The organism is Acidimicrobiia bacterium, from assembly GCA_009694375.1.
In the GTDB taxonomy this organism is placed as follows: domain Bacteria; phylum Actinomycetota; class Acidimicrobiia; order Acidimicrobiales; family VFJN01; genus VFJN01.
This window is the reverse complement of the sequence record SHVB01000007.1, coordinates 13,876-32,506: the sequence shown is the minus strand read 5'-3', so window position 1 is coordinate 32,506 and position 18,631 is coordinate 13,876. Positions and strand designations below refer to the sequence as shown.

Genomic DNA, 18,631 nt, shown 5'->3' with positions numbered 1-18,631 from the left:
TCAACCGCCGGCAGCGATGGTGGTCGAGGTGGCGGTGGTTGCCCGAACCCGTTCCTGCTCCACCACCGCAACAATCTCTTGAGCCGACCCCTCAACCGCACCGGCCGTGGTAGCCCTCGGCGGCGGGATTCGCAGCAGGCGCATACCGTACTGAGCGAGATCGGCGAACACCGGGGCCGCCACTGTGCCGCCAAAGATGTCGGCGCTGGGCTCATCGATGACCACGATGATCGATAGTTCGGGATTGTCGGCCGGCAAGAAGCCCACGAAGTTAGCCACATAGTGGTAGTTGCCGGCCCCATCCCGGTAGCCGCCCTGGGGCAATGGCTTGCGGGCGGTACCCGTCTTACCGGCCACCGTGTATCCCGTGATGCCCCCGCGCTTCCCCGTACCTTCGGCTACCACGTTGACGAGCATCGCACGCAGTTGACGGGCGGTCGTAGCCGACACCACCCGATGGGGCTTGCCCGAGGGAACCTCATGGCGCTGCCCGGCCGAATCCACGGTGGCCATCACGAGTTGCGGAGGCATGTACAGGCCATCGTTGGCCAGCACGTTGTAGGCCTCGAGCATCTGCATGGCAGTGACCGCGATGCCTTGACCAATCGGGATCGCCCCGATCGATGTGCCGCTGTAGTCGTCAGGATCGAGGAGGATACCCGCCGCCTCATGGGGAAAATCCAGGTCGGTGGCCGTCCCGAAGCCGAAGCGCCTCAGGTACGAGTCCACCCGATCACCACCGAGCATCTGGGCCAGCTTGATCGTGCCGATATTGGAAGACTCCGTCAGGATCCGGGTAACGGAGTAGTCCTCGGTGGGGTGGGGATGGGAGTCGCTGAAGCGATGGTCACTTACCTGGAGTGAGTCGGGCACATTGATGAGCGTCTCGGGGACGACGAGACCCTCCTCGATGGCCGCCGCCACGGTGATCACCTTGTTCACCGATCCGGGCTCGTAGACGGTGGTGACCGCCATGTTGTTTCCGGTGGCCACTAGTTCGCCGCTCTCGGCATCGCGCTGAAAGTTGGCCAGGGCGAGGATCTCGCCCGTTTCGGGACGTGACACCACGACCATGCCGCCCTGGGCATCCTTGGCCTCGATTTGGGCTCGGAGGGCCCGCTCGGTCTCGTACTGCATCGAGCGGTCGATGGTGAGCACGAGATCCTCGCCGCGCTGCGCCGCTTTGAGTTCGTGCTCGCCACCGGGCAGGGCCCGGCGTTGGACATCGGTCTCGATGATGAGTTGACCCTCAGTACCGCTCAATAACTCGTTGTACTGCCGCTCGAGACCGGACTGACCAAGGTTGTCAATCCCCACGCCGCCGAGCACCGAGTGGGCGAGCGAATCCGCCGGGGTAAAGCGCTTCGATTCTTCGAGGAACGCGATGCCGGGGAGTTTGAGTTTGGCCACGCTGTCGGCCACGGAGTCATCAACCTGACGCGCCACATAGGCGAACTGGGTACCGGAGTTCCGGCCATCGAGGCGTCCGGCTAGGGCGGCGGTGGCGGCGGGGTCGAGGACCAGCGGTCCGGCGAGTGCCGCCGCTACCTCGACCGGATGGGCGATCAGGGTCGGGTTGGCCCAGATCGTGCTCTGCGCCAGACTCACCGCCAAGTCGTTGCCGTTGCGGTCAAAAATCGACCCCCGGACACCGGGCAAGACGATTGTCTGCATCCGCTGCGAGGTGCCGAAGTCGGTGAAGCGATCTCCGCCGAGGGCCTGGACCTGCACGAGCCGTACCGAGATCCCGCCAAAGCCCACGAGGAGGGCAACCAAGATCATGCCGATCCGCCGCCGGGGCCGGGGCGCGTTGGCGCTGGAGCGCAGTGACGTCATGGAGCGGGTGCCGCCAGCAACGGCTTCACCGTGGACCAAGCAGTGTCCGCTTCGACCCCTCCGGTCGGCGAGGCCCCCTCGACCTCCGGGGTGGAGGGCTGGAGGTACACCACGTCTTCAGGAACCACCATGCCTTGCTTTTCGGCAGCGGCCACGATGCGAATGGGCGACTCAAGTTCGGCCACATCCTTGCGAAGGGTCTGATAGCGATCCTGTTCGAGGCTGAGTTCCTCTTCCATCTGGTCAAGCCGAACCTGGCTCTGGGCAACGAAGACCTGGGCGATGGCTACACCGAAGGTCACCAAAACCACCATCAACAGCGACGTCACCACCAAACCTGGGCTGACGCGGAGGTGGGGGCGCTTGGAGGGGACCACCACGCGCAGGTGTCCGGGGCGAGACGAAGGCTTGGGTCGCGCGCTCGGGGAACGCGACGGTGCGGCCGAGGACACATGGGCGCGAGCGCTGAGCGGGCTCATGTGACCGACGTCGAATCGTGATCGGCGGTGATGGGGACAAGCTTTTCGACGGCCCGCAGGCGGGCACTGGCGGCGCGGCGGTTGGCGGCGATTTCGTCGTCGGCCGGCGTCCAGGCCCCTGCCTTCAGCAGTCGAACCGTGGGGTGGATATCGCTCGGTGGCGGAAGGTGGGCCGGACCTTTCCAACCCCCAGTAGCGCCGTGACGGAAGCGCTCCTTCACGATGCGGTCTTCGCCCGAGTGGTACGCCAGCACCGCACAGCGCCCGCCGGGCTGGAGGACCGCCAGACCAGCGTCTATCGCCTGCGGCAGCACATCGAGTTCAGCATTCACCGCGATGCGGATGGCCTGGAAGGTGCGCTTGGCGGGATGGCCCCCGGTCCGACGGGCCGGGGCCGGGATGGCGTCCCGCACGATCTCCGCGAGCTGCCCGGTGGTTTCCACGGGACGTTCTCGGACGATGGCTTTGGCAATCCGATTGGCGAAGCGTTCGTCGCCATAGGCGCGCAGGAGGCCAGCCAACTCGCGCTCATCGGTGTGGTTCACGATGTCGTCGGCCGAGCGCTGCTGGCGCTGATCCATCCGCATGTCGAGCGGCGCGTCGTGCTGGTAGCTGAAGCCGCGGTCGGCGCGGTCGAGTTGGGGGCTGCTCACCCCCAAGTCGAAGAGCACGCCGCTCACTGGAGTTGTTCCAAGCTGTTTCACAATGTCGTCCAAGGCGTCGAACCGGCTGCGGTGAAGGAGCGCCCGGTCCCCGAAAGGACGAAGCCGCTCTGCTGCCGCCGTGAGGGCGTCGCCGTCCTGGTCCAGCCCCAGCACCTTGAGGTGTGGGTGCTGCTCCAGCAGCGCCGTCGCATGCCCCGCACCGCCAACAGTGGCATCTACCAACCAACCAGGGGGTACCGGGGTGAAGAGCGCCACGATCCGCTCCAACAGGACCGGCTGGTGCCGGAACCCGTGGGGGGAGTCGTGGTTGGTATCGCTCACCTGCAGTTCCCCGGACAGCGTTTGTCCGCCGAGGTAGTTCCCCGGAACGGACTCGATGGGAAGCGGGTGGAGAGGGGGCCTTCCATCACCCTGCCCGAGGGACTGCAGGGGAGCGATACCGCTCCTCGCACGTTTTCGGTTGTCGTCTTTCTCCTCTCGGTCGTTGGGTCGGTCCAGATCAAAGGCGTAGGGCGGCAAACGCGTCGCTTACGGTGGAACGCTCGGAGGAGATGCCGGTCATCGGCCCGACCAGCGCATCCCAACGAGCCTTGGCCCAAATCTCGGCTCGATCGCGCCGACCGTTCACCACGACATCGGTTCCGAGACCGGCGTAGTCGCGCAGGACTTGGGGGATGACCACCCGTCCCTGCTGGTCGGGGGTTACCTCCGCGGCGTAGGCCATGAAGGTTCGCAACACGGAGCCAGCGGTGGCGCCTTGATCCACCGACTTCCACAAGCGATCGGCGAGGTCGTCGAACCCGTCGACGGTCCAGAGGCCGAGACAGCCCTCGGCCATCCCCACCATGCCACTTTCCCCCAATTGAGCTCGGATCTTGGCAGGCAGGACCATGCGGCCCTTGTCGTCCAATCCGTGCTCGTGGGTCCCAACAAATCGGGGCCTCGTCTTGGCCATGGGGGTTACTGCCTCGCTAGGTAGCGGAACCCACAAGAGCCCTCTCCCGTGCCGCTATGAGCCATCGTATGCCAATTTCCTACCATCGTCAACCACTATCCCCCACCAGGGCACACCACGAGGAGCGCGCGCCATCCCACGAAACGCGTTGAGGCGAGGGTCAGGCGGTCGACCTCTCCCACCAACAACCCGTTGATTGGCTTAGGGCAGGGTCGCCAGAAAACTCGCCAGCAGCCGGTCCAGGGGTACGCCCACGCCAGCGGCCACCGACCGCAGATCATCAGCGGCCGGGGTCGGCAACGCCAACAACCCCGCCACCGCCTCCGGATCCCAGCGGGCCAGCGCCGCACACTGCAGCCGCGCCACTGACCGAGTGCGGCGCTGGGCCATGCCCACCACCTTCTGGCCGGCGGCGTTCACTACTTCCCCCGGCCCGAGGCCCGCGAAACACACCGAATCACCCCACGGTGATCGGCGCGATGCACCCCGGTGGACCGTCGTGGCCACCCCAAGTTGGGCCAGGGTCGCCGACCACAGGTCGCCCAGCCATCCGAAGGCCCGACCCACATCATCGTCCCAAAGCGGATCACCGGCCGGCACCAACACATCCACCCACAGCACCTCACCGGGAACCACCAGCACCGCACCCCCACCGCTACGCCGATGCACCACCTCATGGTCGCCCTCGGCCACCTCCGCCTGCTGGGTGCTCCCGAGCACCATTGCGGCCACGGTGGGCTCAAACACCCACACCGCTCGGTGGGGCGCGACCGGCAGCGGCCGGGCGTGGGAGACCGACGGAGGCTCCTGGAATCGTTCGATGGACCAGGTCAAGCCGAGCCCGCCGCCGACGCGATCCGACGAGCAACGCCGGCCCCATGACGAGCCATCGCACCACACCGCCACCAGGAGGCATTGAGCACCACGGCCCCAGACATTTCGTTCAGCCTACCTCTCACCGCCGTCGCAGGGCCCACTTCACCATCGGCGCGATGCCTCAATGAGGCTTCCGGAGTCGATTTGGGCGAGACTAGGCAGCCGGGCGGCCGGGGATCGCCGCTACGTCGAGCAACCAGGAGCGCCTCATGTCCGTGTGCCCGCAGTGTCAGACCGATGTGAATCTGCGCCTGCAGCGGCGCGATGGGGAGCCTGGCTACCAATGCTCGAAGTGCGATACCTGGTTGCAGTTCGGTGCCCTGCCGCCCAAGGCCCCCACGAAGGGGCGGGCCTCTGCCCACAAGGCCAGCGCCGGTCGCTGGCCCGACGATTTCCCCCTTGATGCCGACGGCAAGATCGCCGAGGGCATCGTTGTCACCTCCAAGTCTGGCGACATCGAAGGCCGTACCACCGGCGCCCGCCTGCGCTGCAACTCCATTGGTTGCCCGGGCTGGTTTATCGCCGTCACCTGGGAATCCGGACAGGCCCTCCGGCCGTGCTCGGAAGGGTGGCACTACGACGCCGCCACCAACACGATTCGCATCACCGGTGGCGGCGAGATCTCCGGACGCTTCATTGCCCCCGCGCCTCTCGGCGTGGCGCCGCTGCCGCGGGAGGATTGGCCCGAGCGAGGCTCGCTCTCCAAGCGCAAGGGCTGGCGTATCAGCCACGCCGCCGCCCGCGGCTGACCCCTACCCCTTCGACGCTCGACACCAGCGCAGGTAGGTGATGAGGTGGCCCGGTTCCGGGGCCTGATCCCCCGCGCCCCCGTAGGCGGTTTCCATGCGAAAGCGCAGGTAGCCCTCGTCGGGGACCGGCAGGAACGGCGCCCGTCGCCACCACCCCGGGCGGGCCATCCGATATCCCTGCCGGAGGGCCGTGCCCCACAGACTCGGATGCGCCAGCACCTCCCCCACCGCTCGACCAATCCACTTTCGCGTCAGGACCGCACCGCCTGCTCGTCTCGCCAGGTGGGAGGCGTGGCGCCACGCGGTTCCTTCGCCAGTCCGAGCACCAACTCCCCCAGGATGTTCCGTTGGATCTGACTGGAGCCGGCGTAGATCGTGCCCGCCCGAGCGTTGAAAAAGGTACCCACCCAACTGGCGCTGTCGTTCGGAGCGCCTGGATCATCGGTTTGGAACGACGACGCCGGCCACCGGCCATCCGGGGTCATCGCATCGGGCCCAAGGATGTCGATGGCTAGTTCGCTCACCACCTTGTGGTACTCGCTCCAGAAGAGTTTGAAGGTGCTGCCCTCCGGGCCGGGCTGATGCCCCTGCACGAACTGGGTGAGGGTGCGCAGCCCAAGGAAGCGCATGACCTCCACCTGGGTGTGGCACCACGCTAGGCGCTGGCGAATGACCGGATCGGCGGTGGCCCCTCGCTCCCGGGCCAGGGCGATGAGACGGTTGAGCTCGGTGCGGAACATCAGCGGGAAGGTGGCGGCCGCCTCGCCCCGCTCGTAGCCCAACAACGTCATGGCGACACCCCATCCGCCGTTGACTTCGCCAATCACGTTCTCCTTGGCGCACTTGGCGTCGGTGAAGAACACCTCATTGAACTCCGACTCCCCCGAGATCATCTTGATCGGCCGCACGTCGATGCCGGGTTGGTCGAGCGGCACCAGGAGGAAGGTAATGCCCTTATGCTTCGGCACGTCCGGATCGGTGCGGGTGAGCACGAAGATCCAGTTAGCGAGGTGCCCCGCCGAGGTCCAGATCTTCTGACCGTTGATCACCCATTCGTCGCCATCGAGGACCGCCCGGCAGCCGATGTTGCCGAGATCGGATCCGGCATTCGGTTCCGAGTACCCCTGGCACCAGATGTCCTCACCGGAGAGGATCCGCGGGATGAAGTGGCGCTTCTGGTCTTCCCGACCCCAATCAAGGATCGTGTTGCCCACCATCTGAATGGAGAAGACGTCATTCATGCCACCCATTGGCACACCGGCCCGTTGAAACTCCTCCGCCAGGATCACCTGTTCCAGCGCAGTAAGCCCAGGACCACCGAACTCCTTCGGCCAGGAGGTCGCGAGGTAGCCGTGTTCATGGAGAGTGGCTCGCCAAGCCTTGGTGAAGGGCTCAACCTCATGACGCGGCAAGGCGCCGATCCCCTGCCAGGTCGTCGGGAGCTGCTCGGCGAGAAACGCCTGCACCTTTTCACGATAGACAGTGGCCTCCGGCGGATAAGTGGGATCCATGCCCCAGGACACTACCGAGGTCAGGGAGCTATCCCCACGGAGTGACCGAGAGCCCGCCACGACAAGCCACCCGCGCCCACCCATGGACCCGCATCACCAAAACGAGCGGGACGAATGCGCACACCGCGGATGAATCCAATACGAGCAGAGCGGTCGAGTTCAGCCACTTGTTTGTTGCGTCGCACAGGGCGATCTCGATGGACCAAAAAATGGGGATACTCATCGCGACGGGCTCCGGCCCGGCTCAGCCCCAGGGTTACCTGACGGGCAGAAGCCTCGCGGTCCAGGCGGCCGGCGCGATCTCACCCGATTCGGTGATCCGGTTGCAACACTCGATCAACTCGACGTATCGCAAAAAGGGTCGGATTGTAACGACCGATGGCAACGTTTCGGTTCCGGTGTCGGTCGATGGCGTTTGGCGATTGGCAACCCGATTATATGATCCACACCGGCGGGTTCGGTTACGAAATTTCACGCAGCTACGCGTTCGGTAACCATCTCGTTTCGTATCGTGGAACGTGACGGCTGGATGGCAGCGTGCATGACATCAACGTGATCGCGTTTATAAAACGACCGCGAACCAGCAGACAGTTTCGTGGACCGCCCATGGAGCATGACCGGTTCACATGGAGCGCGGCCCCTGATTTGTTGTTGTGGCCACCACGGGCCGCGCCACGTCTATCGCTGCGACTGTCCTATCCAGCCGTTGGCTATCCGGTGAATGCGGGGGTAGCAGCAACGGCCACTGCCGCCACATCAGATGGGGCTACCGTTGTGGTTGTCGTGGTTGTCGTGGTTGGTACCACGACCGGGATCGACTGCCACGCCGGTGCGCCACTGAACCCCTCTGCGGTGGTCGTGACCTGGGCTTGATCGGTGCCATCCGCGTTCATCACATAAATCTCCGGGTTGCCATCCCGGTCGCTGACGAATGCGATCTGGGTACCGTCCGCCGACCACGACGGCTGATAATCTCTGCCGCCGCTGTTGGTGATCTTGGTTTGACCGGTACCATCCGCGTTCATCACCCAAACGTCGAAGTCGACCAACAAACCATCGCCGCTATTGAATGCGATCTTAGTACCGTCAGGCGACCACGACGGCTCAGCGTCGTAGGCGAGGTTGTTGGTGACCCGGGTTTGATCGGTGCCATCCGCGTTCATCACATAAATCTCCGGGTTGCCATCCCGGTCGCTGGTGAATGCGATCTTGGTACCGTCAGGCGACCACGACGGCCCACGGTCGTTGGCGACGTTGTTGGTGACCCGGGTTTGATCGGTGCCATCCGCGTTCATCACATAAATCTCGTTGTTGCCATCCCGGTTGCTGACGAATGCGATCTTGGTACCCTCAGGCGACCACGACGGCCCACGGTCGTTGGCGACGTTGTTGGTGACCCGGGTTTGATCGGTGCCATCCGCGTTCATCACCCAAATATCCAGGTCGCTGGTGAATGCGATCTGGGTACCGTCAGGCGACCACGACGGCTCAAGTTCGCTGTCGCCGGCTGTGAGTTGGGTGTCGTTGGTACCATCCGCGTTTATCACCCGGATTTGGTAGCAGACGTCGCAGCCAACACGTTGGGTGTAGGCGATTTTGCCGTTCGCTCCGGGGAACTGATCGGCATCGGAGGGAGGAGAACCCGACAGTGCGAGAATCCCACCAACCAGCGCTAAACCGGCCACAACCGCTACAACACGAAAACGTTTCACCTGAACCCCTCGTTTTGAGCCACTACAAACACCGGTTTACGACTCTACCCTGACATCGGGAACCGAACCTGCCATCGGCTGCACTGATACCGACCGGCAAAGGCGAACAGCTCCTCCACCGCAGCAGCGGTGGCACTCGACAGCACGGCGGTCTGGCCCCAGATGTCCTCACCGGAGAAGACCCACGAGATAAAGCCGCCCTTGTGTCCACGTTGATAAAGGGTGGCTCGCCATGCCTTCGGGAAGGGCTCAACCTCACGACTCGGCAAGGCGCCGATCCCCTGCCAGGTCGTCGGGAGATGCTCGGCGAGAAACGCCTGCACCTTTTCACGATAGACAGTGGCCTCCGGCGGATAAGTGGGATCCATGCCCCCGGACACCACCGAGGTCAGGGAGCTATCCCCACGGAGTGACCGAGAGCCCGCCACGCCAAGCCACCCGCGCCCACCAATGGACCCGCATCACCAAGACGAGCGGGACGAATGCGCACACCGCGGATGAATCCAATACGAGCAGAGCGGTCGAGTTCAGCCTGCGCGGCCTCGAAGAACGCCGTGCCGAAGCCAAGGGCCACCGAACCCGCCACCACCGCCAGGCGTAGATCGAGTAGGGCCGCCGCCGACGCCACCGCTCGCCCTACCAATTGGCCGGTCCGAGATCGCTCGGCGGCATCGGCCTCGGCGGCCGGACGAGCCGTGCGGGCCTGTATCGCCGTACCGGACACCTCCGCTTCCAGGCACCCACGACCGCCGCAAGCGCAGCGCGCGCCATCGGGTTCGACGATCACGTGACCGATGTGCCCGGCGTTGCCTGCCGCGCCGTCCAGCAGACGGCCATCGAGCACGATGCCCCCGCCAACGCCGGTGGATACCACCATGGCCATGAAGTTCCGTTCTCCTTGCGCCTCCCCGACCCATGCCTCGGCCACCGCCAACGCCTTGGCGTCGTTATCCACGTGCACATCAACCCCCAGGCTCTGCTGGAGCCGTGCCCGCAGGGGGAACTCGCGCCAGCCGGGGATGTTGATCGGCGACACCATCTCGCCCCCGAAGGTCATCGGACCGCCACTGCCCACCCCCACCGCCACCTCGTCGCCCTGGCGCACCGCCGCGGCCACGGCGAGCAACGCCGCAAACACTTCCTCTCCGGTGCCCTCCGGGGGCGTCGGCCGACTGGCCCGCGCCAGCAATCGACCGGCGGAATCAACCAGGCCCGCCGCCACTTTCGTGCCCCCGACATCCAGCGCCAACACGGTTCCTTGCATCGCCCCGAAGTTACTGGGGCTGGCGCGCCGACGCTGCGGTCATCGCCGTAGGGGTTGATGGGATACCAACCCGGGGTTCCCGATGCCCCGTCGGTGACCCTGCGCGTGGGTGCTCAGAGGTGTCGGTGTGACGAGGGCGCTCTACTCGTCGGCTTGACGGAAACGGTCGCGCACACGACCTCGCGCACCGTCGATGGCATCGCGGAGGTGGGTGGCCTTCATGGATCGGGAGACCTCGTCGAGCCCAGCCCTACCAAGTTTGCGCAGGTTGCGCTCGAAGAAAAGGGCGCACGCCAACATCACCAAGAAACCGCAGAAGGCCAACAGGTAGCCCGTAGACAGCGAGGCCACCAAGAAAATCACCCCGAGCACGAAACCAAGGCCCGACCACTTCATACGGCGCAGCGTGTGGGTGTAGAGCGTGGTCTCGCCTACCCGACCGGCGAAGTCGGGGTCATCGGCGTAGAACTGCTGCGCTATGTCTTGGAGGATGCGTTCTTCGTCTTCTGATAGCGGCACGCTTACCCCCTCGACCTTCGCTAAAGCGGATCCTTCGCTTCGACTGAATCATTCCACAAGGTCCTCGGGGAGACAACGCGAACCCCTCATCTGGTCACGGACCAGGCTGATCCGTTGGCCCCCATTGCTGGTCGCCACGGCGCTTTACCCGGATCCCGTTGGCGTCCACCAGGGAAGCCGGACCAATAGCAGCGGCGCCATAGCGAGCCCGTATCGCGTCGATAGCCCCGGTGGCGTCGTCCCAGGAAGGGGCCTGGACATCGTCGAGGGTCAGTTGGCGAGCGCGGTCGTCCAACAGATGGCTGACATGAACGCCCAGCAGACGCACCCCCGGGGATGGGTCGATCTGCGCTAAGAGGGCCCCTGCCGCCCTCACCACATCGGGCCCGGTGTCCACTGCGGAGGGCAACGTGACCGACCGGGTGATGGTGCTGAAATCATGGAAGCGCACCTTGAGGGTGACCGTGCGTCCCGCCATTCCTGCGTGGCGCAGCCGGGCGGCCACGGCATCACCAAGGCGCACCAGTTCACGCCGGAGCGAGCCCAGCTCGCAGTGATCGTGGGCGAAGGTCTCCTCATGACCAACGGACTTGGCGCGCCCCACGGGCACGACCTCCCGCTCGTCGTGGCCGGTGGCCAAGCGCAGCAGATGGGTGCCGGCCGCCACCCCCAAGGCGGTGGTGGCGGCGCGGCGGTCAAGTGTGGCGAGATCCGCCACGGTGACCACGCCCATTCGGTGCAACTTCTCCAACGTCTTGGGCCCAACACCCCAGAGCGCCTGCACCGGCAGCGGCAGCAGAAACGACAACACCGCCGCTTGCTCCACCACCTTCACCCCCAGACCCGGCTCAGGACCGCGGCGCCCGATCGTTGGCTTCGCCGCTTCCGATGCAAGTTTGGCTATGAACTTCGAGGGGGCCACGCCCACTGAGCAGGTCAGGCCCTCTTGCGCGAACACAGCGGCACGAATGGCGGCACCGATCGTGGACCCATCACCGTGGAGGCGCAGCGACCCACTCACATCGAGGAACGCTTCATCGAGAGAGATTGGTTCCACCAGAGGAGTAAATGATTGGAAGATCGCCATCAGGTGGCGGCTGATCTCGGCGTAGTGGTCGTGGTCACCGGGTACGAAGACGGCGTGCGGACAACGTCGTTGGGCCTGAGCGGAAGACATCGCCGAGCGGATCCCGAACACGCGCGCTTCGTAACTAGCCGCCGCCACCACCCCTCGCGCCCCCGGTGCCCCCACGATCACCGGTTGACCGCGCAGTTCCGGATGACGTTGCTGCTCTACCGACGCATAGAACGCGTCCATGTCCACATGCAGGATCGTGCGGATCAACGGGGGTGTCATGGATCCACTCGCACAACGACCACGTCGTTGGGTGGTGCGCCGGTTACCCGATAGCGATAGGACCGCATCTCGGGGTCGTCCCACCGCTCGCACAGCCAGTCCGTGAGGGGCTCGAGCACCCAGGGATGGTTGCCCGCCAACAACGCCGTGAGCTCGTCGTCGGCCACGAACCGTGCCTCGACCACGATGCCATCGGGGTCTTCCACCTGCAGTTCACCCTCGTAGGAAACAGCCAGATAGACCTCCACCCGGAGCGTCCAACCCATCTCCTGCGCCTCGCAGTGAACCTCATAGACCGGCCCTCGCCACTCGGCCACGGCCAGGCCCGTCTCTTCGAGCACCTCGCGGGTAAGCCCCCCGAGGAGAGGTTCCCCCGCTTCAATCACCCCGCCCGGTGGTGTCCAGTCCTCCCGGTTGTTGCGACGGAGATTGCGCACGAGGAGAAGGCCCTCCTCACCCACGATCAGGCCTGCGCCCACCGTCCAGTCCTGCATTGCTCCATCCTCGCGCGAACTTGAGCCGACCCCGCCGAACCCCGAGAAGGCCACCGCCGGCGATAACCGAAGGTCCGTAGGTACTACTTGAGACGGAGGCGCACGCCACACACGTCGTGCTTGGCGGCCTTCTCCAGCACCAGATCCGCCCGTTGACGGCTCGGCAGAATGTTCTCGCGGAGGTTCGGTCTATTGATCGACGCCCAAATACTGCGGGCGGCCGCCTCCAGTTCCGAGTCAGACAACGCGGCGAAGTGACGGAAAAAGGAGGTTGCGTCGCTAAAGGCGATGTCTCGTAGCACGAAAAAGCGGTCCACATACCACTGCTCGATGTCGGCTTCCTCGGCATCGACATAGATCGAAAAGTCGATCCAGTCGGATACGAATCGAGCATCCGCGCCCGCCGCCGCGCCGGCCTGGAGCACGTTGAGGCCCTCCAGGATGACGATGTCGGGATCATGAAGCACTTGCTCTTCCCCGGCCATCACGTCGTAGACAACATGGGAGTACACCGGCGCCCGCACCACGGGCTCGCCGCGCTTCACCTCCTCCAGAAACTGCATGAGGCGGCGGACGTCATAACTCTCGGGGAACCCTTTCCGCTCCATGAGGCCGCGCTGTTCCAACACCGCGTTGGGGCGCAGGAACCCGTCGGTGGTGACTAGTTCCACGTTGGGGTGACCCGGCCAGCGGGCCAGGAGGGCCTGCAGCACGCGAGCCGTGGTGCTCTTTCCTACCGCCACGCTGCCCCCGATGCCGATGACGAACGGCGTGCGTTGATGAGGGCGCCCCAGGAACGTGTCGGTGGTCCGCTGCAATACTTGCGTCGCCGCCACTCTGAGATGCAGGAGACGAGATAGCGGCAGGTACACATCGGTGACCTCGCGCTGATCGAGACGGTCATTGAGTCCTCGCATCGCATCGAGATCCTCGGCCCCGAGCGACATCGGGGTGGCATCGGCCAGGGCCGCCCACTCCGAACGGTTGAAACTCCGGTATCCCGCCCACTCTCCACCAGTCACAGCCGCCACGCTACGCACGGCGGCACCGGGCGCGACAAGCCGAGCCCGTTCCCTACGCTGGGGCAATGAACACTCCACGGGAGAACCCCGAGTACGCGCCGTCATCGCTCCCCCCCCGCCGCGCTCGCGTGTTGGCGTTCCTCTCCATCGTGGTGGGGGGGGTCTGTGGTGGTCTGATTGGCTACGGGTTCGCCGACCTCACCTGCACCACCAACTGCGCCATCATCGCCGGCGCTACCGGGGTGCTCGGGGCGGTGGTGGGCGCCGTGGGCGTGGGCGCGGTGGCCATCCTCGCCCTGCGGGCCATGGGCGAATGGAACACCCGCGCCGACTCGTCGCCGTGAGGGGTGTTTAGGTAGCGAAGCGAAGCCCACGGAAGGCTTCGGCATACTCCAGGCCGCTGCGCTGTCCCTCTTCGGCGGCGCGATGCGCCAAAAGTTCCCGCACCAAATCGGGATCACCGCCCAGGCGACTCTCGTGGCACACCACCGCCTCCACTTTGGTGGCCAACACCGCCTCGATGTCTACCCAGGTGTCGGCCTCCAGCGTGCCCGAGAGCAACACAAGCCCTACTTGATGGGCGGTGCCGGCGGCGGGTTCGTAGAGCGGGCTCGCGGCAGGAACGAGCGAGTCGACCACGGCCCAGCCGAGTTGCCGGTGGTCCCGATGGTTCACGTAGCTATCGCCGAAGAACACTGCGGTGGGATCGGGTGCGATCAGAGCATCGGGCCGCAGTCGGCGGATGATCTCCAACAGGACCAGACGCAGAGGGGCGTCGTTGTCGATCTCCCCGTCGGGGTACCCGAGGTACTCCACTCCCGCAAGGCCAAGCACCGCGGCCGCCCGGCGCACCTCCTCGGCCCGGTGGTCGGCGAGCGCATCAGGGTCCGTGGATGGGTCGAAGCTCCCCTTATCACCCCGGTTGGCGATCACCAGATGCACCTCGGTGCCGAGCGAAGCCCAGCGAGCGAGGGTGCCGCCGCAGCCCATCTCAGGATCATCGGGGTGGGCGAACACGGCGAGGGCGCGCCGGGGAATGGTGCCCTCAATCACAGCGCCCATCTCCTGACGGCATCGCAAACAACGGGTGCTTCACACATTGCACCGTACTGCCCGGCCAGGCCGGGCCGGGCCCCCTGTTATCCCGGTGCTGATCGCCCCGCTCCCGCCCGTCGATCCACCACAGAACCTATCGTCGTGCCATGACCGCTGAGCCCGACCTCGCCACCCTCCGCTCCCTGTGTGAACGGGTGGCCCAGGAGGCCGCTCGCCTGCTGCGCAACGGCATGACACGAACCGACATACGGGTGGAGGCAAAACGAACCGAGACCGACCTGGTGACCGAGATGGACCGAGCCTCGGAAGCACTGATCACGGACCGGCTCATGGAGTGGCGGCCTGACGACGGCATCCTCGGGGAGGAAGGGGCCTACCGGGACGGCACCAGTGGTGTGCGCTGGATCGTGGACCCCCTCGACGGCACCACCAATTATCTCTACGGCCTTTCGGGGTTCAACGTGTCTATCGGTGTTGAGGTGAACGAACAACCAGCGGCCGGAGCGGTGTACGACATCGTGCGCGATGAACTCTTCAGCGCATCACGCGGCGGCGGGGCCACCCGCAACGGTGAGACCATCCAGACCACCTCGGCCCGCCATCTCCCTCACGCCCTCGTGGGGACCGGCTTCTCCTACGAGCCCCGCCAGCGCCGCCATCAGGCCGAGATTCTCGTCACGCTGCTACCGCGCGTTCGCGACATCCGCCGACAAGGAGCCCCCGCCCTAGATCTGTGCTCCGTGGCCTGTGGGCGGCTCGACGCCTATTACGAACAAGGGCTGTCGCCCTGGGACGTGGCGGCCGGTGGTCTGATTGCCAGCGAGGCAGGGGCAGTGGTTACCAACCTGGCTGGCGATGCGGTTACCGCCGGCACGGTCGTAGCCGCTGCCCCGGGCATCGCGCCCGCGCTGCGAAGGCTGCTGCAGAGCGCCGGAGCCACCGACGCCTAACGCCCGAACGATTGTTGCTATCGCTGGCAGAGGGGGCCAGTCCGGCTGTAACCCGATCGCAACACAAACGCCACCGAACCGGCAACCCGGGCGGGCAAGGTGGCGCCCATGTCTTCTTCCCCCGGGCAACGAGAGCCAGTCACGATGCGGACCAATGGTGCTGGCGTGGTGATCGAGTTGACCGATCTTCTCGACGCACAGACGGGGGCTGCGCTGGTGACGGCGACCAACCTGGCGGTGGAGACGGCCCCCGACCGCGTCGACATCGACCTGCGGTGCTTGCAGTCCTGGACGCAGGATGGGGCTGCCTCGCTGTTGCGCTGTCGGGAAATCTGCAGTGACCTGCCTGATGGCCTCCACTACCGCACGGGCCGTGGGCCAGGTCGAGCTGCGCTGCTCGCCGCCTACACCTGAGCCATACAGTCGCCCTGCGGCGACGATGTCATCACTAGGATGCGTTCTGTGTCCACGCGCATCCTGGCAGTCGAAGACGACGAGCGGATCCGTACCGCGGTCAAACTCGCCCTCGAAGATGAGGGATGGGTGGTGGCCGAGGCCGCCACCGGCGAGGACGCCCTCACCTCCTTTCAGCAGCAGCCTGCCGATGTGGTGCTCATCGACATCATGCTCCCGGGAATCGACGGCTTCGAGGTGTGTCGCTCCATCCGCCGCCTTTCTGACGTACCCATTGTGATGATCACCGCTCGGGCGGACACCCACGACGTGGTGGCGGGCCTTGAAGCCGGGGCCGACGACTACCTCACCAAACCCTTCGCCCCCAAGGAATTGTCTGCTCGCATCCGGGCCCTATTGCGCCGGGCCCGGACCTCCGAGGTCGCTTCACCGCATCTTCGCTTCGGCGACCTCGAGATCGTGGCCGAGGAGGGCGTAGTGCGTCGCAGCGGTCACGATGTCCACCTCACCAAGACCGAGTTCCGGGTGCTGGTGGAGCTCGCCCAAAGCCCCGGGCGGGTGTTCAGCCGTGAGGTGCTGCTCGAACGAATCTGGGGCTACGGCTACTTCGGCGATGGGCGCTTAGTTGATGTGCACGTGCGGCGGCTCCGCACCAAGGTTGAGGCCGATCCTGCGCATCCCCGGCACGTCGTCACGGTGCGCGGGCTCGGCTACAAGCTCCAGGTCTGACATCGCCGCTCTCCGCCGTTTCCTGATGACCCAGCACCTCGGGTTGCGAGCCAGAATCACCCTGGCGTTCGCCATCGGCACCCTCGTGCTCTCCGCCCTGCTTTCGGCGACGGCGTGGGGCCTCACGCGCCAGAACCTGCTCGATCAACGAGAGGACTCCTCCGGCGTGGTCTTCTACCGGAACGCCGAGATCGTGCAACAACGCCTTCCCACCGAAACCGACGCGCTGACCCTGGTGGGAAGTCTTGCCACCCCCCTCGGGGCGCACCCCATCGTGTACTCCGACGGCGCCTATACGCCTCTCACCACCGAGTTCGGGCGAGAGGCGTTGCCAGCGGCTGTTCGAGACGCCGTGCTGAGCGGTGAACCCGTTCGCATGCGCTTCCGACTGCGCGGGGACATGCAACTGGCGCTCGGCATCCCCATCCCCTCCGCTAACGCGGCCTACTTCGAGATCATCCCACTGGAGGACATCGACGCCACCCTCGCCGCGTTGGGCATGTCCCTGCTGGCTGCCTCGCTGGTGACCGCCCTGGCGGGCGCCACGCTGGGATGGTGGGCCTCCCGCCGCGCCCTTCGGCCGCTCTCTGATGTGTCCGCCGCCGCCATGGCCCTGGCCGCGGGGCGCCTCGACACTCGTCTCAGCCCCAGTCGAGACCCAGACCTGCGTCCGATCTCGGCCTCCTTCAACGACATGGCGCAAGCGCTCCAAGATCGCATCGAACGAGACGCCCAGTTTGCCTCGGACGTAAGCCATGAACTGCGCTCCCCCCTGATGACCCTGGCGGCGTCGATTGAGGTGATGGACAACCAGCGCGATGACCTCACCGAACGTGCCCAGGCGGCGCTCGACCTCATGACCGGTGACATCGCTCGCTTTCAACAGTTGGTCGAGGACCTCCTGGAGATCTCGCGATTCGATGCCGGCGTGGTCCGGCTTGAGTTGGAGGAAGTACATCTGGCCGAACTCGTGATGCAGGCGGTGAGGCACTCCACCGATCGCGATATTCCCGTGGAACTCGACGCCGAGTTGGCGGGCATCGTGGTGCGGGCCGACAAGCGCCGGATCGTTCGGGTCATCGCTAACCTACTGGACAACGCCTCCAAGTACGGCGGGGGGGCCACTAGCGTGTCGCTGCGTGGGGTCGACAACGGTGTCCAGATCGCCATCGAGGATCGTGGCGAGGGTGTGCCTGAGGAAGACCGAACGCAGATCTTCGGCCGGTTCAACCGGGGGGGATTGGCCGGTCGGCGAAGCGCCAGCGATGGGGTCGGGCTCGGGCTGGCGCTGGTGACCGAACACGTGAGTCTGTACGGCGGCCGGATATGGGTGGAAGACCGAACCGACGGCCTCAGCGGTGCCCGATTCGTCATTGAGTTACCGGTAGAGGAGCCAGGATGATCCGGGGTGGCCGTCTCCTGATGTTGGCCGTATTGCTCGCCACCGGCTGCGGCGTGTCCGCCGACGGCCAGCCACAGGCTATCGAGCCAACGAACCTGCCCCCGGGCCTGCTCGATCCCAATCCAACTTCCAGCACCACGCTCCCCCAATCCCTCTCCACCACTACGGTCTTCGTGTATTTCTTGGAACGCCAGGGCGATACCAGCGTGCTTGTTTCGGTGCCCCGAGAAGTAAGGACCAGCGAGGCCACCCTGCCCGGGGCCCGCATCGCCCCGCTGCTGGCGGCCCCCACTCTTGAGGAACAGCAGGGAGGACTCACGTCGGCGATTCCTCGCGCCACCAAGCTTTTGCGGGCGCCGGCACCCGCCGGCTCCGACGATCTACTCATCGACCTTTCCAGTGAGTTCTTTGATGCCCAGGGTCAAGATTTGGCCAACGCCTTTGGCCAGATCGTTTGGACGGTGACCGAAATTCCCGGGATCACCGGCGTGCGCTTCCTGCGCGACGCCCTGGTCATCAACGCCGTTGATGACCAGGGCGTTGAGCAGCAAGGAGCGGTGACCAAAGCCAACTACCGCTCTCTGGCGCAGGGGTAAGCACGTTCCCGCCTGATGTCCGAGAGCGTCTAGCGTGAGGGTTGG

At 65.5% G+C, this 18,631-nt stretch carries 21 protein-coding genes; 7 read left to right on the top strand and 14 right to left on the bottom strand.

Annotation, left to right across the window (positions count from 1 at the left end):
- From EXQ71_06270 to EXQ71_06250, 5 genes are all read right to left on the bottom strand, one after another.
- Positions 1–1,836, bottom strand: a complete 1,836-nt coding sequence (locus tag EXQ71_06270) for a penicillin-binding protein 2 (protein ID MSO87110.1) — start codon at positions 1,834–1,836, stop codon at positions 1–3.
- Positions 1,833–2,213, bottom strand: coding sequence for a hypothetical protein (locus tag EXQ71_06265; protein MSO87109.1), 381 nt, complete (start codon positions 2,211–2,213; stop codon positions 1,833–1,835). Before EXQ71_06265 ends, EXQ71_06270 begins: the two co-directional genes overlap by 4 nt.
- A gap of 98 nt (positions 2,214–2,311) precedes the next feature.
- A complete protein-coding gene (gene rsmH, locus EXQ71_06260) occupies positions 2,312–3,301 on the bottom strand; it encodes a 16S rRNA (cytosine(1402)-N(4))-methyltransferase RsmH (GenBank protein ID MSO87108.1) in 990 nt (329 codons plus the stop codon).
- A 178-nt stretch (positions 3,302–3,479) separates the two neighbouring features.
- Complete coding sequence (locus EXQ71_06255) at positions 3,480–3,935, bottom strand: cell division/cell wall cluster transcriptional repressor MraZ (protein MSO87107.1); 456 nt, start codon at positions 3,933–3,935, stop codon at positions 3,480–3,482.
- A gap of 201 nt (positions 3,936–4,136) precedes the next feature.
- Positions 4,137–4,667, bottom strand: coding sequence for a hypothetical protein (locus tag EXQ71_06250; protein MSO87106.1), 531 nt, complete (start codon positions 4,665–4,667; stop codon positions 4,137–4,139).
- A 353-nt stretch (positions 4,668–5,020) separates the two neighbouring features.
- Between EXQ71_06250 and EXQ71_06245 the strand changes: the two genes are divergently transcribed.
- Positions 5,021–5,560 (top strand): hypothetical protein, encoded by a 540-nt coding sequence (locus EXQ71_06245; GenBank protein ID MSO87105.1) that lies wholly within the window; start codon positions 5,021–5,023, stop codon positions 5,558–5,560.
- 251 nt (positions 5,561–5,811) lie between these two features.
- Here EXQ71_06245 and EXQ71_06240 read toward each other — a convergent pair whose 3' ends face one another.
- The 8 genes from EXQ71_06240 to EXQ71_06205 form a co-directional block, all read right to left on the bottom strand.
- Positions 5,812–7,071, bottom strand: coding sequence for an acyl-CoA dehydrogenase (locus EXQ71_06240; GenBank protein ID MSO87104.1), 1,260 nt, complete (start codon positions 7,069–7,071; stop codon positions 5,812–5,814).
- A gap of 710 nt (positions 7,072–7,781) precedes the next feature.
- A complete protein-coding gene (locus EXQ71_06235; GenBank protein ID MSO87103.1) occupies positions 7,782–8,783 on the bottom strand; it encodes a hypothetical protein in 1,002 nt (333 codons plus the stop codon).
- Positions 8,784–8,827: 44 nt separating this feature from the next.
- Positions 8,828–9,151, bottom strand: a complete 324-nt coding sequence (locus tag EXQ71_06230) for a hypothetical protein (protein ID MSO87102.1) — start codon at positions 9,149–9,151, stop codon at positions 8,828–8,830.
- Positions 9,152–9,171: 20 nt separating this feature from the next.
- Entirely contained in the window at positions 9,172–10,047 is an 876-nt protein-coding gene (locus EXQ71_06225) for an ROK family protein (GenBank protein MSO87101.1), read from the bottom strand.
- Between the two features lie 141 nt (positions 10,048–10,188).
- Positions 10,189–10,566: a DUF3040 domain-containing protein gene (locus EXQ71_06220; protein MSO87100.1), complete on the bottom strand. Its 378-nt coding sequence runs from the start codon at positions 10,564–10,566 to the stop codon at positions 10,189–10,191.
- Positions 10,567–10,660: 94 nt separating this feature from the next.
- Positions 10,661–11,923, bottom strand: a complete 1,263-nt coding sequence (locus tag EXQ71_06215; protein ID MSO87099.1) for a DNA polymerase IV — start codon at positions 11,921–11,923, stop codon at positions 10,661–10,663.
- On the bottom strand, positions 11,920–12,417 hold the full coding sequence (locus EXQ71_06210; GenBank protein MSO87098.1) for an NUDIX hydrolase: 498 nt from the start codon (positions 12,415–12,417) through the stop codon (positions 11,920–11,922). Before EXQ71_06210 ends, EXQ71_06215 begins: the two co-directional genes overlap by 4 nt.
- Before the next feature lie 83 nt (positions 12,418–12,500).
- Positions 12,501–13,544, bottom strand: coding sequence for a type I pantothenate kinase (locus EXQ71_06205; GenBank protein ID MSO87097.1), 1,044 nt, complete (start codon positions 13,542–13,544; stop codon positions 12,501–12,503).
- On the opposite strand from EXQ71_06205, the gene EXQ71_06200 reads away from it, so the two are divergent.
- A complete protein-coding gene (locus tag EXQ71_06200; protein MSO87096.1) occupies positions 13,505–13,783 on the top strand; it encodes a hypothetical protein in 279 nt (92 codons plus the stop codon). The two genes, EXQ71_06205 and EXQ71_06200, sit on opposite strands and share 40 nt — an antisense overlap.
- Positions 13,784–13,790: 7 nt before the next feature.
- On the opposite strand, the gene EXQ71_06195 is transcribed toward EXQ71_06200, so the two are convergent.
- Entirely contained in the window at positions 13,791–14,501 is a 711-nt protein-coding gene (locus EXQ71_06195; protein MSO87095.1) for a PIG-L family deacetylase, read from the bottom strand.
- Between the two features lie 140 nt (positions 14,502–14,641).
- Between EXQ71_06195 and EXQ71_06190 the strand changes: the two genes are divergently transcribed.
- The 5 genes from EXQ71_06190 to EXQ71_06170 all read left to right on the top strand — a co-directional run bounded on the left by EXQ71_06190 (position 14,642) and on the right by EXQ71_06170 (position 18,586).
- Entirely contained in the window at positions 14,642–15,445 is an 804-nt protein-coding gene (locus EXQ71_06190) for an inositol monophosphatase (GenBank protein MSO87094.1), read from the top strand.
- 108 nt (positions 15,446–15,553) lie between these two features.
- Positions 15,554–15,859 carry a hypothetical protein gene (locus EXQ71_06185; GenBank protein ID MSO87093.1) on the top strand — a complete coding sequence of 102 codons (306 nt, stop codon included), beginning with the start codon at positions 15,554–15,556 and terminating at the stop codon, positions 15,857–15,859.
- A 39-nt stretch (positions 15,860–15,898) separates the two neighbouring features.
- Entirely contained in the window at positions 15,899–16,588 is a 690-nt protein-coding gene (locus tag EXQ71_06180; protein ID MSO87092.1) for a response regulator transcription factor, read from the top strand.
- Positions 16,488–17,990: a HAMP domain-containing histidine kinase gene (locus tag EXQ71_06175; GenBank protein ID MSO87091.1), complete on the top strand. Its 1,503-nt coding sequence runs from the start codon at positions 16,488–16,490 to the stop codon at positions 17,988–17,990. The genes EXQ71_06180 and EXQ71_06175 overlap by 101 nt, the downstream gene beginning before the upstream one ends.
- Positions 17,987–18,586 carry a hypothetical protein gene (locus tag EXQ71_06170; GenBank protein ID MSO87090.1) on the top strand — a complete coding sequence of 200 codons (600 nt, stop codon included), beginning with the start codon at positions 17,987–17,989 and terminating at the stop codon, positions 18,584–18,586. The genes EXQ71_06175 and EXQ71_06170 overlap by 4 nt, the downstream gene beginning before the upstream one ends.
- Positions 18,587–18,631: the final 45 nt, after the last annotated feature.

Excerpts from the sequence above, each read along its gene's own strand:
- EXQ71_06225 (MSO87101.1), bottom strand. The coding sequence starts at position 10,047 with ATGCAAGGAACCGTGTTGGCGCTGGATGTCGGGGGCACGAAAGTGGCG.
- EXQ71_06185 (MSO87093.1), top strand. The coding sequence starts at position 15,554 with ATGTCTTCTTCCCCCGGGCAACGAGAGCCAGTCACGATGCGGACCAAT.
- EXQ71_06175 (MSO87091.1), top strand. The coding sequence starts at position 16,488 with ATGTGCACGTGCGGCGGCTCCGCACCAAGGTTGAGGCCGATCCTGCGC.
- EXQ71_06230 (MSO87102.1), bottom strand. The coding sequence starts at position 9,151 with ATGGATCCCACTTATCCGCCGGAGGCCACTGTCTATCGTGAAAAGGTG.
- EXQ71_06210 (MSO87098.1), bottom strand. The coding sequence starts at position 12,417 with ATGCAGGACTGGACGGTGGGCGCAGGCCTGATCGTGGGTGAGGAGGGC.
- EXQ71_06200 (MSO87096.1), top strand. The coding sequence starts at position 13,505 with ATGAACACTCCACGGGAGAACCCCGAGTACGCGCCGTCATCGCTCCCC.
- EXQ71_06180 (MSO87092.1), top strand. The coding sequence starts at position 15,899 with ATGCGTTCTGTGTCCACGCGCATCCTGGCAGTCGAAGACGACGAGCGG.
- EXQ71_06255 (MSO87107.1), bottom strand. The coding sequence starts at position 3,935 with ATGGCCAAGACGAGGCCCCGATTTGTTGGGACCCACGAGCACGGATTG.
- EXQ71_06205 (MSO87097.1), bottom strand. The coding sequence starts at position 13,544 with ATGACGGCGCGTACTCGGGGTTCTCCCGTGGAGTGTTCATTGCCCCAG.
- EXQ71_06240 (MSO87104.1), bottom strand. The coding sequence starts at position 7,071 with ATGGATCCCACTTATCCGCCGGAGGCCACTGTCTATCGTGAAAAGGTG.
- EXQ71_06270 (MSO87110.1), bottom strand. The coding sequence starts at position 1,836 with ATGACGTCACTGCGCTCCAGCGCCAACGCGCCCCGGCCCCGGCGGCGG.
- EXQ71_06215 (MSO87099.1), bottom strand. The coding sequence starts at position 11,923 with ATGACACCCCCGTTGATCCGCACGATCCTGCATGTGGACATGGACGCG.
- EXQ71_06195 (MSO87095.1), bottom strand. The coding sequence starts at position 14,501 with ATGGGCGCTGTGATTGAGGGCACCATTCCCCGGCGCGCCCTCGCCGTG.
- EXQ71_06190 (MSO87094.1), top strand. The coding sequence starts at position 14,642 with ATGACCGCTGAGCCCGACCTCGCCACCCTCCGCTCCCTGTGTGAACGG.
- EXQ71_06170 (MSO87090.1), top strand. The coding sequence starts at position 17,987 with ATGATCCGGGGTGGCCGTCTCCTGATGTTGGCCGTATTGCTCGCCACC.
- EXQ71_06245 (MSO87105.1), top strand. The coding sequence starts at position 5,021 with ATGTCCGTGTGCCCGCAGTGTCAGACCGATGTGAATCTGCGCCTGCAG.